This is a genomic window from Cellulosimicrobium sp. GQ32 (genome assembly GCF_059758455.1).
This window is the reverse complement of sequence record NZ_JCAXEP010000002.1, coordinates 1-13,568: the sequence shown is the minus strand read 5'-3', so window position 1 is coordinate 13,568 and position 13,568 is coordinate 1. Positions and strand designations below refer to the sequence as shown.

15 protein-coding genes are annotated in these 13,568 nt (G+C 75.0%); 6 read left to right on the top strand and 9 right to left on the bottom strand.

The genetic code is table 11. The annotated features are described in order from the left end of the window. The first annotated feature begins 92 nt into the window (after positions 1–92). Entirely contained in the window at positions 93–275 is a 183-nt protein-coding gene (locus tag AC6CH9_RS03720) for a hypothetical protein (protein ID WP_498153723.1), read from the top strand. Between the two features lie 57 nt (positions 276–332). Here AC6CH9_RS03720 and AC6CH9_RS03715 read toward each other — a convergent pair whose 3' ends face one another. From AC6CH9_RS03715 to AC6CH9_RS03700, 4 genes are all read right to left on the bottom strand, one after another. Further along, positions 333–1,688, bottom strand: coding sequence for a cytochrome P450 (locus AC6CH9_RS03715; RefSeq protein WP_498153722.1), 1,356 nt, complete (start codon positions 1,686–1,688; stop codon positions 333–335). Continuing rightward, entirely contained in the window at positions 1,685–2,155 is a 471-nt protein-coding gene (locus AC6CH9_RS03710; RefSeq protein WP_498153721.1) for a DUF4383 domain-containing protein, read from the bottom strand. Before AC6CH9_RS03710 ends, AC6CH9_RS03715 begins: the two co-directional genes overlap by 4 nt. A 12-nt stretch (positions 2,156–2,167) precedes the next feature. Then, positions 2,168–3,049: a manganese catalase gene (locus AC6CH9_RS03705; protein ID WP_471698513.1), complete on the bottom strand. Its 882-nt coding sequence runs from the start codon at positions 3,047–3,049 to the stop codon at positions 2,168–2,170. A 153-nt stretch (positions 3,050–3,202) separates the two neighbouring features. Continuing rightward, positions 3,203–3,865, bottom strand: a complete 663-nt coding sequence (locus AC6CH9_RS03700; protein WP_498153720.1) for a PAS and ANTAR domain-containing protein — start codon at positions 3,863–3,865, stop codon at positions 3,203–3,205. Positions 3,866–4,212: 347 nt separating this feature from the next. Here AC6CH9_RS03700 and AC6CH9_RS03695 point away from each other — a divergent pair, with 347 nt between their 5' ends. Both AC6CH9_RS03695 and AC6CH9_RS03690 read left to right on the top strand, forming a co-directional pair. Next, entirely contained in the window at positions 4,213–4,815 is a 603-nt protein-coding gene (locus tag AC6CH9_RS03695; protein WP_498153719.1) for a DUF2231 domain-containing protein, read from the top strand. Beyond that, on the top strand, positions 4,812–5,660 hold the full coding sequence (locus AC6CH9_RS03690) for an SDR family NAD(P)-dependent oxidoreductase (RefSeq protein ID WP_498153718.1): 849 nt from the start codon (positions 4,812–4,814) through the stop codon (positions 5,658–5,660). Before AC6CH9_RS03695 ends, AC6CH9_RS03690 begins: the two co-directional genes overlap by 4 nt. Here AC6CH9_RS03690 and AC6CH9_RS03685 read toward each other — a convergent pair. The 4 genes from AC6CH9_RS03685 to AC6CH9_RS03670 form a co-directional block, all read right to left on the bottom strand. Further along, positions 5,600–5,860: a CDGSH iron-sulfur domain-containing protein gene (locus tag AC6CH9_RS03685; RefSeq protein ID WP_498153717.1), complete on the bottom strand. Its 261-nt coding sequence runs from the start codon at positions 5,858–5,860 to the stop codon at positions 5,600–5,602. The two genes, AC6CH9_RS03690 and AC6CH9_RS03685, sit on opposite strands and share 61 nt — an antisense overlap. Further along, positions 5,857–6,858 carry a glycosyltransferase family 2 protein gene (locus AC6CH9_RS03680; protein WP_498153716.1) on the bottom strand — a complete coding sequence of 334 codons (1,002 nt, stop codon included), beginning with the start codon at positions 6,856–6,858 and terminating at the stop codon, positions 5,857–5,859. Before AC6CH9_RS03680 ends, AC6CH9_RS03685 begins: the two co-directional genes overlap by 4 nt. Next, the gene (locus AC6CH9_RS03675) at positions 6,851–8,059 is read right to left on the bottom strand and encodes an iron-containing redox enzyme family protein (protein WP_498153715.1); all 1,209 of its coding nucleotides are present in this window, start codon (positions 8,057–8,059) and stop codon (positions 6,851–6,853) included. The genes AC6CH9_RS03680 and AC6CH9_RS03675 overlap by 8 nt, the downstream gene beginning before the upstream one ends. 117 nt (positions 8,060–8,176) lie before the next feature. Beyond that, positions 8,177–8,434: an acyl carrier protein gene (locus AC6CH9_RS03670; RefSeq protein WP_498153714.1), complete on the bottom strand. Its 258-nt coding sequence runs from the start codon at positions 8,432–8,434 to the stop codon at positions 8,177–8,179. 271 nt (positions 8,435–8,705) lie between these two features. Here AC6CH9_RS03670 and AC6CH9_RS03665 point away from each other — a divergent pair, with 271 nt between their 5' ends. From AC6CH9_RS03665 to AC6CH9_RS03655, 3 genes are read left to right on the top strand one after another with little or no spacing between them, the layout of a single operon-like run. Continuing rightward, positions 8,706–9,644 carry a hypothetical protein gene (locus AC6CH9_RS03665; protein WP_498153713.1) on the top strand — a complete coding sequence of 313 codons (939 nt, stop codon included), beginning with the start codon at positions 8,706–8,708 and terminating at the stop codon, positions 9,642–9,644. After that, on the top strand, positions 9,628–10,140 hold the full coding sequence (locus AC6CH9_RS03660; protein WP_498153712.1) for a phage holin family protein: 513 nt from the start codon (positions 9,628–9,630) through the stop codon (positions 10,138–10,140). Before AC6CH9_RS03665 ends, AC6CH9_RS03660 begins: the two co-directional genes overlap by 17 nt. After that, entirely contained in the window at positions 10,137–10,760 is a 624-nt protein-coding gene (locus tag AC6CH9_RS03655) for a DUF3618 domain-containing protein (RefSeq protein WP_498153711.1), read from the top strand. Before AC6CH9_RS03660 ends, AC6CH9_RS03655 begins: the two co-directional genes overlap by 4 nt. A 146-nt stretch (positions 10,761–10,906) precedes the next feature. Here AC6CH9_RS03655 and AC6CH9_RS03650 read toward each other — a convergent pair. Continuing rightward, positions 10,907–13,568: PKD domain-containing protein (locus AC6CH9_RS03650; protein WP_498153710.1), on the bottom strand; the 2,662-nt coding region annotated here is incomplete at its 5' end.

The window sequence follows — 13,568 nt, the reverse complement described above, 5'->3', positions numbered from 1 at the left end:
GGGCCTGCGAGCGTCGCGGCGGCGTGCGACGGTGGCAGGACCGCGCCGCCCGGGCGCGGCCCGAGCATCGAGCACCGACCGAGGAGGCCGACATGAGCGAGAACGACGAGCGCGGCTACGACCCCGCCGAGGACCCCGACGCCGACCCCCGGTCGCTCAACCCTCGCGAGGGGCGCCAGGCGAGCGGCTCGGGGTCGGACGACGACACCGACCCCGACTCCGAGCCCGGGAACGTCAACCCGCGCACCGGCGGCGAGGCGTCCGGCGACTCCTGACGCTCGGCAGGACGAGGGCCCGGGTGCAGCGCACCCGGGCCCTCGTCGTGCGACCGCCTACGCCGCCGCGGAGGCAGGCAGCTCCGCGTCGCTCCGAGCAGTCCCGCCGCGCAGCCCGAACCGCAGGCCCAGGTGATCCATCGTCGGCGGGAGCGGGTCCTGCGCGAGGTAGCGACCCCGCCCGACGGCGAGGTCGAGGCGCGCGAGGCGCGCGAGCGTGTGCGACGCCAGCAGGAGCACGACGTTGCGGCCCGGGCACGACACGGGGCCGCCGCTGAAGGGGACGAGCCCCCAGTCGGCGTCGGCCCGGCCGTCGAGCCACGCTTCGGGGGTGAACGCGTCGGCGAACGGGAGACGGTCCGCGTCCCGGTGGAACCAGGCGCTCAGGACGACGAACCCGGTCCCCGCCGGGAGGACGCGCGCGCCCCAGCGCACCGGCGACGTCGCGTCGCGCAGGATCGCGAGCGTCGTCGGCCAGAGACGGACCGACTCGAGCACGCACCCGCGCGCGAACGGCAGCACGGCCGGGCCCGGCCCGGCGGTCGCCCGCTCGGCGAGCAGCCGCTCGCGCACGGCGGGCCGCGCCGAGGCCACGGCCAGCGCCCGGAAGGTCGCGGCGCCCGCGGCGTCGAACGCGAAGAGCCAGTGCGGGATCTGCCGACGCACCGCGTCCGCACCGCCCGCGTCGCGACCCCGCGCGGCGAGCGTCCCCGGCTCGGCCACGGCGACGTGCTCGGCGATCCGTCGTTCCAGGGCCGCCCGGAGCCACGGGCGGCGCGGCCGGAACCAGGACCAGTTCCCGTCTCGCCGCAGCGCGTCGAGCATCGCGACGAGCCGCTCGTCGTCCCGGGCGGCGCGGCCGAGGACCACCGTCCGCACCACGCGCCACCAGGACGCGGCGAACGCGTCCCAGTCGAGCCGTCCGGACTCCTCGACGGCGGCGACGAGGTCGCGCGTCTCTCGCTCGACCGCGGCCACGAACGCGCCGCCGTCGTCGTGGACGGGCTCGGACATGTCGAGCACCGCCTCGTTGTACGGGCGTCGCTCTCGTCGCGCGTCGAGCGACGAGATGAGGACGCCGTCGGGCTGGAAGTGCGCGAGGGCGCCCCGCTTCTCCCACGACGCCGGGGTGAACGGCTCGGGCGACCCGGCGAGGATCCGCTCGACGTGCTCGGGCCTGGTGGCCAGGACGAGCCGACGTGCACCGAGCCGGAGCACGAGCGGCGCCCCGTGGTACCGGGAGCGCAGACGGTCCAGCAAGCGGCGGGCCGTGCGGTCCACCTGGCGCCGCTCTGCCCACGCGGTCGCGCGGGGTCGGCGCACGATGGCGCCCTGCGCGACGAGCGGACCGAGCACGTCCCGCAGGACGCGCCCGGTCTCGCTCGCCGTGAGGTCGACCGGCGTGTCGGTCATGCGCCCGTCCGGGTGGTCGGCGTCGCCGGTCCGGTCTCGTGGCGCGCGGGCCACAGGGCGATCGCGAGGCCGGCGGCCGCGCTCACCGCGTGCAGCACGTTGTCCGCGCCGTTGATGTTGAGGACGTTGGCCTCAGCGTCGTTGACCACGATCAACCCGTAGACGAACGCCGCCCCGTAGCCGATCGCGAGGATCCAGCCGTACGTCCGGGCACTGGCCGACCGGCTCCACAGGAGCACGCCGAGCAGGCCGATGACGAGATGGACCACGTTGTGCAGCGGGTTGATCGCAAAGACGAGGAGCGTCTGCGAGTGGTCGTGCACGGTCCACCCGTCGAATCCCGTGATCGCGAAACCGACGACGCCCACGAGCAGGTAGACGACACCGATGACGAGGGCCAGGTACTGATGAGCGCCCCGCGCGGGGCGGTCCCGCGCGACGCTCCGGGGTGCGGATGCGGCGGTCATGACGGACTCCTCTCAGTCCTTGTGCAGGGCGTCCTTGACGGCACCCTTGGCCTTCTCGAGCGTCGACGGCTTGCCCGTCGTGCCGTGGAACCGCTCGTCGGGCGTCGTGGGCGGCGGCATCGGCACGCCCGCCGGGGGCTCGGCGACGTAGGTGAACTCGCCCTTGCCGTCCGGCGTCGGGCCGCTCGCCCAGCGTCCCTCGGACGCGTGCTCGCCGTCGGAGAAGTTGATGTACTGGTACGCCACGTCGCGGTCCTCCTTCGAGAGCGGGAACGTGCTGGGCACGGGCAGCTCCTCGACACCCTCGTCGCGCAGCTCCTGCGCGGCGGCGAGCCACTGGTTCTGGTGCATCGTGTCGCGCGCGAGCAGGAACGCGAGGAGGTCCTTGACGCCCGCGTCGTCGGTCATGTGGTAGAGCCGGGCGACCTGGAGCCGGCCCTGCATCTCGGCGTTCGCGTTCGCCGTGAAGTCGGCGAGCAGGTTGCCGCTCGCCGTCACGTATCCCGCCGACCACGGGTTCCCGTTCGAGTCGACCGGGCGGGCGCCCGCGCCCGCCACGATCGCCTGCTGCGGGTCCGTGCCGCCGACGATCGCGGCCACGGTCGGGTCGTCCTGCACGGCACCCTCGACCAGGCCGACGGGCGCCTTCTCCAGGAGCTGCGCGATCATCGTCGCCAGCATCTCGACGTGCCCGAACTCCTCCGCGCCGATGCCGTAGAGCAGGTCGCGGTACTTGCCGGGGAGGTGGGCGTTCCAGGACTGGAAGCCGTATTGCATCGCGACGGTGATCTCGCCGTACTGCCCGCCCAGCACCTCCTGGAGCTTGCGGGCGTAGACGGCGTCCGGGCGGTCCGGGGTGGCCTGGTGCTGGAGCTCTTGACGGTGGAAGAACATGGTCTCTCCCTCGGGGAGGTCGGCCCTCTCCGCACGGCGTGCGCGGGAGGACCACGGCACGCGCCCCGTTCTCGACGCGTCGAGCGTCCCTCCAGCGTGGGGCGGCCGGGACCCGGTCGCATCTGGGGAGAGCCGCGACCGGCCGAGCGGCGCTCAGGCGACCCGCGTGCCGGGACCCGGGGCGCCCAGCACCGCGACGATCGCGTCCCGGGCGTCGGCGGGAGCCGCCTCCCCCGCGCGCACGACGAGCGCGGCGAGCGTGCGCACCGGGACGTTGCGGTCGTTCGAGGTGCGGCGCAGCAGCGCGAACGCCTCGTCGGCGCCCACCCCGACCGCGAGCATGATCATGCCCTTGGCCTGCTCGATCGTCCCGCGGGTCTGCGCCGCAGCACGGATCTGCGCGCCGGCCTCCTCCGCCGCGCGGCTGCCGACGTACGCGGTGACGTCGGCCGCCCAGCCGCTGAGCTCCACGACCGCGCCCGTCGACGGATCACGGCGCACCCGACAGGTGGCGACGACGGTGCGCTCGCTCCCGCTCGCGGAGACGATCCGGTGCGGCAGGGAGAACGAGGTGCCGCCCGTCGTCGCCGCCTCGAACACGTGCGTCGCGCGGTCGAGGTCGTCGGGGTGCTTGTGCGCGAGGGCGAGGGCCGTCGTCGGCACCACCTCGCCGGGCGCGAACCCGTGGAGCGCGAACATGTCCGGGGACCACCACCACTCCTCGCGCACGAGGTCGTAGCGGTACTCGCCGAGGGGGCCGTCGTCCGGCAGCGCGCGGACGCGGTTCTGGTCGTGGTCGGTGCGGTCGGTGCTCATGGAGGTCTGCCTCGTCGACGAGACGGTCGCGAGCCACGTCCTGACCCGGAGCGACGACCCTAGCCCCCGCGAGCGCGGAGCGCAGGGCGAGCCAGTGCACGCGCCCCTCGGAACTTCACCCGCCGCCGGAGGGCGACGTGCGGCCCGAGAACCTAGCGTGGTTCCCGTCGCACGGCAGCCGGTGAAGAAGCCCGCCGCACGCCTGCCCCGCGACGACCGCCCTCGTCCCGGCCCCGCCAGGACGGGGGCGACGTGCGTCCGGGACGCTCGCGCGCGAGCGCGAGCGATCGCGCCTACGGTCGAGACCGGGCTTCGAGAACGGGAGCGCGACGACCCGAGGGGCGCCCATGTCCGATCCGCGCAGCACAGCCACCCGCGACGCCGCGGACTCCCCCGTCCTCCTGCGCCTCGCGCGGCGGCTCGAGGACGCGACCGCGCTCGACGACCTCTCGAGCACGGTCCGTGGCGTCGCGCTCGCCGTCGTCCCCTCCCACGGCCGCCTGCGCGAGGAGCTGCACGGCCGCTCGCTGGGCCACGCGCTCCACGCGACCCTCACCGACGTCCCCGTCGGTCTGTGGACCGGCGCCGCCGTGCTCGACCTCGTCGGGGGCGAGCGGAGCGCCCCGGCGGCGCAGCGGCTCGTCGGGCTCGGCCTGCTGACCGTCGCGCCGACGGCCCTCACCGGGCTCGCCGACTACCTCGACGTCGACCGGCGCGCCCGCCGCGTCGGCGCCGTGCACGCGGCCCTCAACACGGGTGTCTCGCTGCTCTACGGGACGTCGTGGCTCCTGCGCCGCGGCGGGCGGCACCGGTCCGGGGTCGCGGTCTCGATGCTCGGCTACGCCGTCGCCGGCGCGAGCGCGTTCCTCGGCGGGCACCTCGCCCAGGCGCTGCGGGAGCCGCCCGCGGAGGTCGCGCTCGGCGACGACGACGCCCCGGACCTGCCGTGACCGCCGGACGACCGTCCCGCCCCGCGCGGCCGCCGGCGGACCGCGGCGCCGCCCTCGTGACCGGCGCGACCAGCGGGATCGGGCGCGCGCTCGCGGTCGAGCTCGCGCGCCGGGGGAACGACGTGCTCGTGGTCGCGGACCGGGACGTCGAGCCCACGGTGCGCGACCTCTCCGCGCACGGCGGCGCGCACGAGGGGCTCACGGTCGACCTGGCGACACCCCGCGGGGTCGAGGCGACCGCCCGTCGCGCGCGCGAGCTCGGCGTCTCGACCGTCGTGCTCAACGCGGGGGTCGGCGTGCACGGCGCGTTCGCGCGCACCCCGCTCGAAGACCAGCTGCGGCTCCTCGACGTCAACGTGCGCTCGGTGGCGCACCTGACCCACCTGATGCTGCCGGACCTCCTGGCGGAAGCGCGCGGCCGGATCCTCGTCACGTCGTCCGTCGCCGGAGAGATGCCCGCCCCGCACTTCGCTGCCTACGCCGCCTCGAAGGCGTTCCTGCGCTCGTTCGCGTGGTCGCTGCGGGGCGAGCTCGCCGGGACGGGCGTCACGGTCACGGCGCTCCTGCCGGGCCCGACGCGCACGCCGTTCTTCCGCGAGGCGGGCATGGAGCGCACCCACGTCGGCCGGCTGCCCAAGCCCCGACCTGCCGCCGTGGCGCGGCGCGCGGTGGACGCGCTCCTCCACGGTCGGCCCGAGGTGGTCACGGGCGTCCAGGGCGGCGTGATGCTGGCCGCCGCGCGCGTGCTGCCGCAGCCCGCACGGGCCGCGTTCCACGGCTGGTTCTACGCGCCCGTCCCGGCCTCGCTCGCCGTGGAGCGGCCGTCGTCGTCCCCGCTGCGGTAGCCGTTGACCTTGTGCGTCCCGTCGCACCACGGCGGGATCGCGCTGCCGCCGCACCGGCACAGCGCGACGGTCGCGCGGTGCCGCTCGATCTCGTTCCCCTCCTGGTCGACGAGGCGGGCCGGGCCGCGCACGAGCAGCGGGCCGTCGGGGCAGGCCGTCACGACGACCTCCTCCGCGTGTTCTTGCGGCTCTCCCGTCACCGCGACGCCTCCCCGCTCGCGCCGCGCAGCTCCGCCAGCGAGTGGGCGGCGCGACGGATCCGCGTCCCGCGGTAGGGCACTCCGCCGCGCACCCACCACCCGAGGGCGACCCACGCGCACACCGCGCGCTCCAGCAGCCACGCGGGCGCCCACAGGGCGGCCGTCGGCGGCCAGACGGCGGCTCCCCCCGCGGCGCGCCGCCCCACCTCGGCGAGGAGGGCCGAGCTCCCCAGCACGGCCACGACCGTCACCGCCCACGCCGCGCGCCGGGCGCCGTCGGAGCGCGCCGCCCCGGCGACGCACGCGGCGAGGACCGGGGCGAGCGCGAGCTCCCCGGCGAGCCGCGCGGGCTGGGCGGACGAGTCGTACGCCTGCCGCACCCGCTGCTCCAGGAAGGTGCGGACCGTCGGCGGCCGACGGTCCACGAAGAGGTCGGGGCGGTGCACGACGCGTCCGCCCCGGACGAGCGCGGTGCGCTCGAGCTCCAGGTTCTCGAACAGCACCCGGGCGTCGTACCCCTCGGGTCCCAGCGCGTCGCGCCGCAGCACGACCGTGCCCGCCCAGTCGTGGCCGCGCGCCCGGTTCACGAGCGAGCGCGCGGTGTCCCAGCGCGCGTGCCACGGCGCCGGGCGAAACACGTTCTGCGGCACGACGACGTCGGCGTCGTCGAGCGCCGCGAGCGCCCGGTCGAGCGTCGCGGCGTCCCACCGCACGTCGTCGTCCGCGAGGACGACGACGGCTGTGGACACCGTGGCCAGCGCGGCGACCACGCCGACGACCTTGCCGTTGCACCCGGGCGGCGGCGCGGGGACGGCGATCGTCCGGGCCGCGTCGGGCCACGACGCCGCGTGGCGCGCGCGGACCGGGGCGGGCGAGCCGTCGGCCACGACGATCTCGGTCCGGGCCGAGAGGTCCGCCAGGTACCGCGACAGCTCCGCCGTCGCGCGCTCGTCGAACCGGTCGCGGCGCAGCGGGAGCACGTAGGTCACGTCAGGCACGCGGGCGGTCACCGTCCTCGGCGGGTTCCCCCGTCGTCGGGCTCGCCACGACGGGCTCGAGCGGCGCGCGCAGCGCCGACTCCCCCGCCTGCCAGCGTTCGAGCGCGTGCGCCGCGACGTCGCCCTCGACGGCGAGGCAGGCCGCCGCGCCCAGGAGGACGTCGTCGCGCAGCGCGGGCTCCTGCTCGACGAGGCGGCCGGCCAGGTCGCGCGCCGCGATCTGCTCGTGGACCGCGTCCGCCTCGACGTGCTCGTCGAAGTACCAGGTGGTGTCCGCGTCGTGGCCCAGGCGCCGGAACCCGTTGCCGTACAGCCGGCTCGGCACGGACGACGTCATCTCGAACGCGGCGAGGTGCCCGACGATCGCGCCCCGCAGCCGGCGGTGCAGGCCGAACAGCGACATCGTGTTGACCGCCGCGAGGGCCACCGCGGGCGCCGCGTCGACGTAGCGCCCATAGGTGTCGTCGAGCCCGACGCCGCGCATCGCGCGCGCGAACAGCTCCGCGTGCATCCGGCCGGGGCGTCCACCGCCGTACTCGTCGGCCTGGATCTCCACGAGCGCGGCCTTGGGCGTCCCGGCGAGCCGGGGCACTGCCCACGTGTGCGGGTCGGCCTCCTTGAGCTGGTAGAGCGACTTGAGCGCCAGGAGCTCGCGCGCCTGCTCGGCGTCCGCGCGCTTGGCGACGTAGCGCGACAGGCTCGGGCCGTCGTCGGCGGCAGCGAGCTCGAAGAGCCGGCGGGCCACGCCCGCGGCGTCCGTCTCCGTGCAGGCGGGCCGGCCGGCGCGCTCGCGCACCGCGGCCTCGAACGGGGCCTCGAGCCTCGCGCGGACGGCGAGCAGCGCCGGCTCCCACTCCCACGCGTCGTCGACGCCGTGCACCCCGCGGTAGTGCAGCTCGTAGAGGACGGCGAGCGCGAGCTGGACGTCGTCGTCGCGCAGGACGCGCGACGCAGCCGCCTCCAGCGTGGGTCCGACGGCATCGCGGACGGGGCGGAGCCGCACGTCCGCGTCGGCCGCGGGCGGACCGTCGACGAGCACCCCGAGGAGGGCTGCGGTGAGCGGTCCGCGCGGTCGCGGCAGCGGGAGCCGACCCGTTCCCGGCGCCGCGGGGGCGCCGGGGACGGGGTCGCTCGCTGCCGGGGCGGTCCGGGACGCCGGTGCGGCGTCGGGGACCTGGGCGGGGACGGCGGTGGAGGTCATGCTGGGGGCTCCTCGCGCTCGCGCGGACGGCGCCCCTGCTCGACACCACCGCCATGGTCCCCATGGTCGGCTCCGCTCGCGAGCCGAGACGCTGCTCGCGAGCGGCACCGTGCGGCGTCAGCCCTGCTGGGAGCCCTGCGGCGACGTGGCGGACGTCCCGTGCTGCGTGAGCTGGGCGAGGAAGCGGTGGCACTGCTGGGCCCGCTCGGAGTCCTCCGCCATGACCTTCTCGAAGAAGGTGGCGATCTCCTCCTTGCCCGCGTTGCGTGCGTCCCGCACGTACTGGCCGTAGTCGTGCCCGGCCTTGAGCGAGTGGTACTGCACCGAGATGAGGTCGAACGTGACGTCGTCGAACCCGGTCTCTCCTGTGGCCATGATCGGAAACCTCCTGCGCCCGGGGGCGCCGTGCTGCCGGGCGGCGCCCGGCACGGTGGCGGCCGGCTGCTCGACCACTCCCACCGTCGCAAGGGTGCCTGCGCTCGCAACCGCGGGCCGGGGTGCTCTCCAGTTGTGTGCGCCCGACCGCGACCTACCGTGGGAAGTGGTCCAGGAGGTGGCCGTACCGGCGGAGCGAGAGCCCGGCACGGCCTGCGCTCCGTCGCCAGTCACGCCGCACCAGCGCGGCGACGACGACGGGAGTCCGACCATGAGCGAGACGAACGTGCCGTACGGCTCGGGGCCCGGTTCGCCGGGTGTCGGGACGTCGCAGGGAACCGCGGACAGCGGCAGCGCCGCGACCGGGGTGAAGGAGCGCGCGAGCGAGGCCGCGTCCCACGTGGGCGACGCGGGTCGCGACGTCGCGCAGGACGCGAAGGAGAAGGCGCGCGACGTCGCGCACGAGGCGAAGGACCGCGCACGCGGTCTGGTCGACCAGACCCGCACGGAGCTCACCGACCAGGCGCGCACGCAGCAGGAGCGCCTCGCGGGCGGGCTCCGGTCCCTCGGTGACGAGCTCCGCCAGATGGCGGACGGCACCGAGGACCCCGGCTACGCGACCGACCTGGTCCGACGCGCCGGGGACGCCACCGGGCAGGTGGCGCAGTGGTTCGAGGACCGCGAGCCGTCGTCCGTGCTGCACGAGGTCGAGAGCTTCGCCCGGCGTCGTCCGGGCACGTTCCTCCTCCTCGCCGCCGGTGCGGGCCTGCTGGTCGGACGCCTCGTGCGCGGCATGAAGGACGCGCCGGACACCGGTGCGGACCGCGCGGACGACGCGACCGGCGTCGGCACGACGGGGACGCGCGGCGCCCACGCCGCCCCGGTCGGGACGTCGACCGGCAGCGCGGGGCTCACCGGCACGACCGGCACCACGGGCCTCACCGGGACCGCGGGTTCGACCGGCACCACGGGCCTGGGCGGTGAGACGGGGACGGGCGGCGCCGGCACGGCCGGGACGACGGGCACGCGGGGCGAGCCCGACATCGGGACCGCCGGGGCGTACCCGGGCCTCGCGAACGACCGGCTCGCCCAGGACCCGGACGTCGCGACGTCGGCGGAGGGACACCCGACACCGCCGACGTTCCCGCCGACGACGCCCGGCACGGGCGCCGCGCGACCGGGAGGTGGCCCCGATGTCGTACACCCCTGACCCGTTCGCCGCGGCGCACACCGCCCGGCACACGGCGGGCAGCGGGCCCGACCCGGGCGCCCCGCCCGCCCCGGCGACCGCCGCGGGCACGGCCGGCCCGACGGGGACCGGTGAGCAGCAGAGCCTCGGCGAGCTCGTCGCCGAGGTGAGCCGTGACCTGTCCACCCTCATGCGGCAGGAGGTCGAGCTCGCCAAGGCGGAGGCGAAGCAGTCGGCGCAGCGCGCGGGGAAGGGCGCCGGCATGCTCGCCGGCGCCGGGGTCGCAGAGCACATGGTGCTGCTGTTCCTCTCCGTCGCGCTGTGGTGGGCGCTCGGCGCCGTCATGGGCCGCGGCTGGTCGGCCGTCGTCGTCGCGGTGCTGTGGGCGATCGTCGCCGCGGTGCTCGCGGCGCGCGGACGCAAGGAGCTGCGCACGGTCGAGGGCATGCCCGAGACGACGGACACCCTCAAGAAGATCCCGAACGCCGTCCGAGGACACGAGGAGATGAACTCATGAGCAGCACCGATCCCGAGGAGATCCGCGCCGACATCGAACGCACGCGGACCGAGCTGAGCCGCGACGTCGACGCGCTCGGGGAGAAGGTCAAGCCCGGCAACGTCGCGCGGCGCCAGGTGGACCGCGTGCGGACCGGCGTGACGAGCGTCAAGGACCGGGTCATGGGCACCGCGCACGACACGGTGGACTCGGCGCGCGACTCGTCGCACGGCGTCGCCGAGCGCGGCCGCGAGGCGGCGTCGTCGGTCGCCGACACGGCGCGCAGCACCGCGTCCTCGGTCGCCGAGACGGTCGGCTCCGCGCCGCGCGCGGTCCGCGAGCAGACGCAGGGCAACCCGCTCGCGGTGGGCCTCGTCGCGTTCGGCGTCGGCCTCGTCGTCGCCTCGCTCCTCCCCTCGACCCGCACCGAGCAGCGCGCCGCCGTCGGGGTCAAGGAGAAGGCCGCTCCGCTCGTCGAGGACGTGAAGTCCACGGCGCAGGAGGTCGTGCAGGACCTCGAGGAGCCTGCGAAGGAGGGCGCGGAGGCCGTCCGCGACGCCGCGAAGGACGCGGCGCAGTCCGTGGGGCAGCACGGCAAGGAGGCCGCGGCCGACGTCCGCGACCAGGTCAAGGAGGGCTGAGGCCCGACGCGCACCGCGAGGCCCGGGAGACGAGACCTCGTCTCCCGGGCCGTCGTCCGTGCGGAGCCGGCGAGAGGCCGGGTGAGGCGGCGTCGGACGTCCGCCTCACCCGGCCTCGGCCGTGCGTCAGACCTGCGTCGGTGGCGTCAGCCGCACGACAGGGCGTCGTACCCGGACGTGGTGGTGCCCGTCCGACCCTCGGCGTCGGTCACCGTGACCGTCGCCGTGCCGGCAGCGACCTCGTCGGCCCGCGCGTTGAACGACTGGTACGCGTTCTTTCCCGGGGCCACGTTCTCGAAGGTCCTGCTGCCGTACGGCGTCTCCAGGGTGACCGTCAGCGGGACCTCGTCCTCGTTGAGGACGCGGACCGCCACGTACGCGTTGCCCGCGAGGCAGCGTGCCTGCGCGGTCACCGCGACGTCGGGCGCGGGCTCTCCGGCCGGGAGGCCGGTGAGGTACTCGAACCCGGTGGTGGCGAAGTCCTCGCCGTCCGGCGCCTGGTCGTACTCCATGACGTAGAACACGACGCCGGCCTCGGCCGCGGCGGACAGGATGTCCTGCAGGGGCACGTCCCCGTCACCGAGGTTCGTGAACCTGATGCTCCCGCCGAGCCCGGTCGCGTCCTTGATGTGGAGGAGCTCGATCCGGTCGCCGTGCTGCTCGAGCAGAGCCGCGACGTCGACCCCGGCGTGCGCCGCCCAGGCGACGTCCACCTCGAAGGTCACGTACTCCGGGTTCGTCTCCGCCACGAGGATCTCCCAGGCGGACATCTCGACGCCGTCGTGCATGTACTTCGTCGTGAACTCGCGGTCGTGGTTGTGGCCGAAGAACTTCTCGAAGCCGGCGTCCACTGCCCGCTCCCCGAGACGGTTCATCGCCTCGGCGGTGGCCAGCGTGTTCTCGTAGGTCCCGATCCCCGGGGAGGGGAAGCCGCCCGAGCCCACGTACTGCTGCCCGACCTCGCCCACGTACTCGAGGGTCGTGTCGAAGTCGGCCTCGCCCACGTTGTAGTGCGACGACGGCGCCTTCAGCCCCGCTGCGTCGGCCTGGGCACGGAACTGCTCGGCCGTCAGGCCTGCGTAGTTGCCGCCGTACGGCTCGACGTTCTGGAACCCGATCTCGCCCAGGCGGTCGAGCACGGCCTCCTGGCCGTCCGCCCGGACCCACGGGATCAGCGAGTAGAGCTGGATCGACACCTGGTCGGCCGGGACGACGACGTTCCGCCCGAACGTCAGGTTGTCGACGTCCACACCACCGGTGCTCGTCACGACGAGCGTCCCCGTGCCCTCCGGCACCTCGGTGAGCGTGCGGGTGACGTCCTTCCAGGTGTCACCGGCGAAGCGGAACTCCGCGAGCGAGTCGACGGTCTCGCCGTCCGCGCCCACCCAACCCAAGGAGACGGTGCCCTCGCCGCGGCCGATCATGGTCACGCCGTTGATGGCGTCACCGGTCGGGGCGTGCGTGAACGCGATCGGCTGGTACGAGAACGAGTCACCCTCGTCGAGCGAGGAGACGTAGTACCCGGCGTCCGCCGTGTCGTCCTGCACGAGCTCGACGCCCTCGGCGGCGTCGTACCACTCCGCCTGCTGCTCCTCGGGCTTGAGGATGTGCGTGGCCTCGCCCCGGATGGCCGGGACGCTGCCCTGCGCCTGGTCGGTGTAGGTCACGACGAGGGTGCCGTAGATCTTCTCGCCCTCGCCGTGCTCGACCGCGTCGGGGCTGGTCTGGATCGTGAACCCGCACCCGTCCGCGGTGTCCGCGGCCCGCCCGCTCACCTCGGGGTGCGCGTGGGTGTTGTGGCCGAGACCGAACGTGTACTGGATGTTGCGGCACGTCGGCTGGTCGCCGTCCTCGGCGTCCTCGACCGACACCGTGTACGGGACGGCGTCGCCCCAGGTGAAGATGGCGCCGTCCGGCTGGTCCAGGGTGATGACGGGGGCGGTGTTGCCGACCGTGATCTGCTGGATCGCGAGGCCGAAGTTGCCGCCCGCGTCGGTGACGCGCAGCTGGACGTCGTACTGGCCGAGCTCGGTGAACGTGTGCGTGACGGTGACGCCCTGGGCGTCGTAGACGCCGTCGGAGTCGAAGTCCCAGTCGTAGACGAGCTCGCTCGCCGGGGTCTCGGCGTCGGTCGAGGCCGACGCGTCGAAGGTCACCTCGAGCGGGGCGGCGCTGCCCGAGACCGGGCCGGCCGAGATGAAGGCCCGCGGGTGGGTGTTCGACGACCCGTAGACGACCTTGTACAGGCCGGCGTCCGGGTTCTGGCGGAAGAAGCCGTCACCGTACTCCAGCACGTACAGGGCGCCGTCCGGACCGAACTCCATGTCCATGACGTTGTCCCAGATCGGCTGGTTGACCGTCTCCAGGTGGTCGTTCGGCAGGAAGTTCTCGACCGCGGTGACCTCGCCGGCCGAGGTCAGCTCGTCCAGTGCGAACGCGGCGACGTAGTCCTGCGAGAACTCCGCCATGAGCGGGTGCCCGTCCCAGTACTCGGGGAACTTGACGTCCGAGTCGAGGTTCTCGTCGAAGCGGTAGATCGGGCCACCCATCGGGGCCTGACCGGTGCCGCCCCACTCGGTCAGCGGGTCGAGCACCTCGGGCTGGTCGCCGGCCTTGTCGCCGTAGTAGACCTGCGGCGCGGTTGCCGGCGGCAGCACCTCCAGGCCGGTGTTCCACGTCGAGTTGTTGACGGCACCGGCCTCGCAGTCGAAGAAGTCGCCCGGCGTCGACGTCGCGTAGTCCCACTCGTTGTAGTTCGCGTTGGGACCGTGGCAGTACGGCCAGCCGCCGTTCATCGGCTCCGTCGTG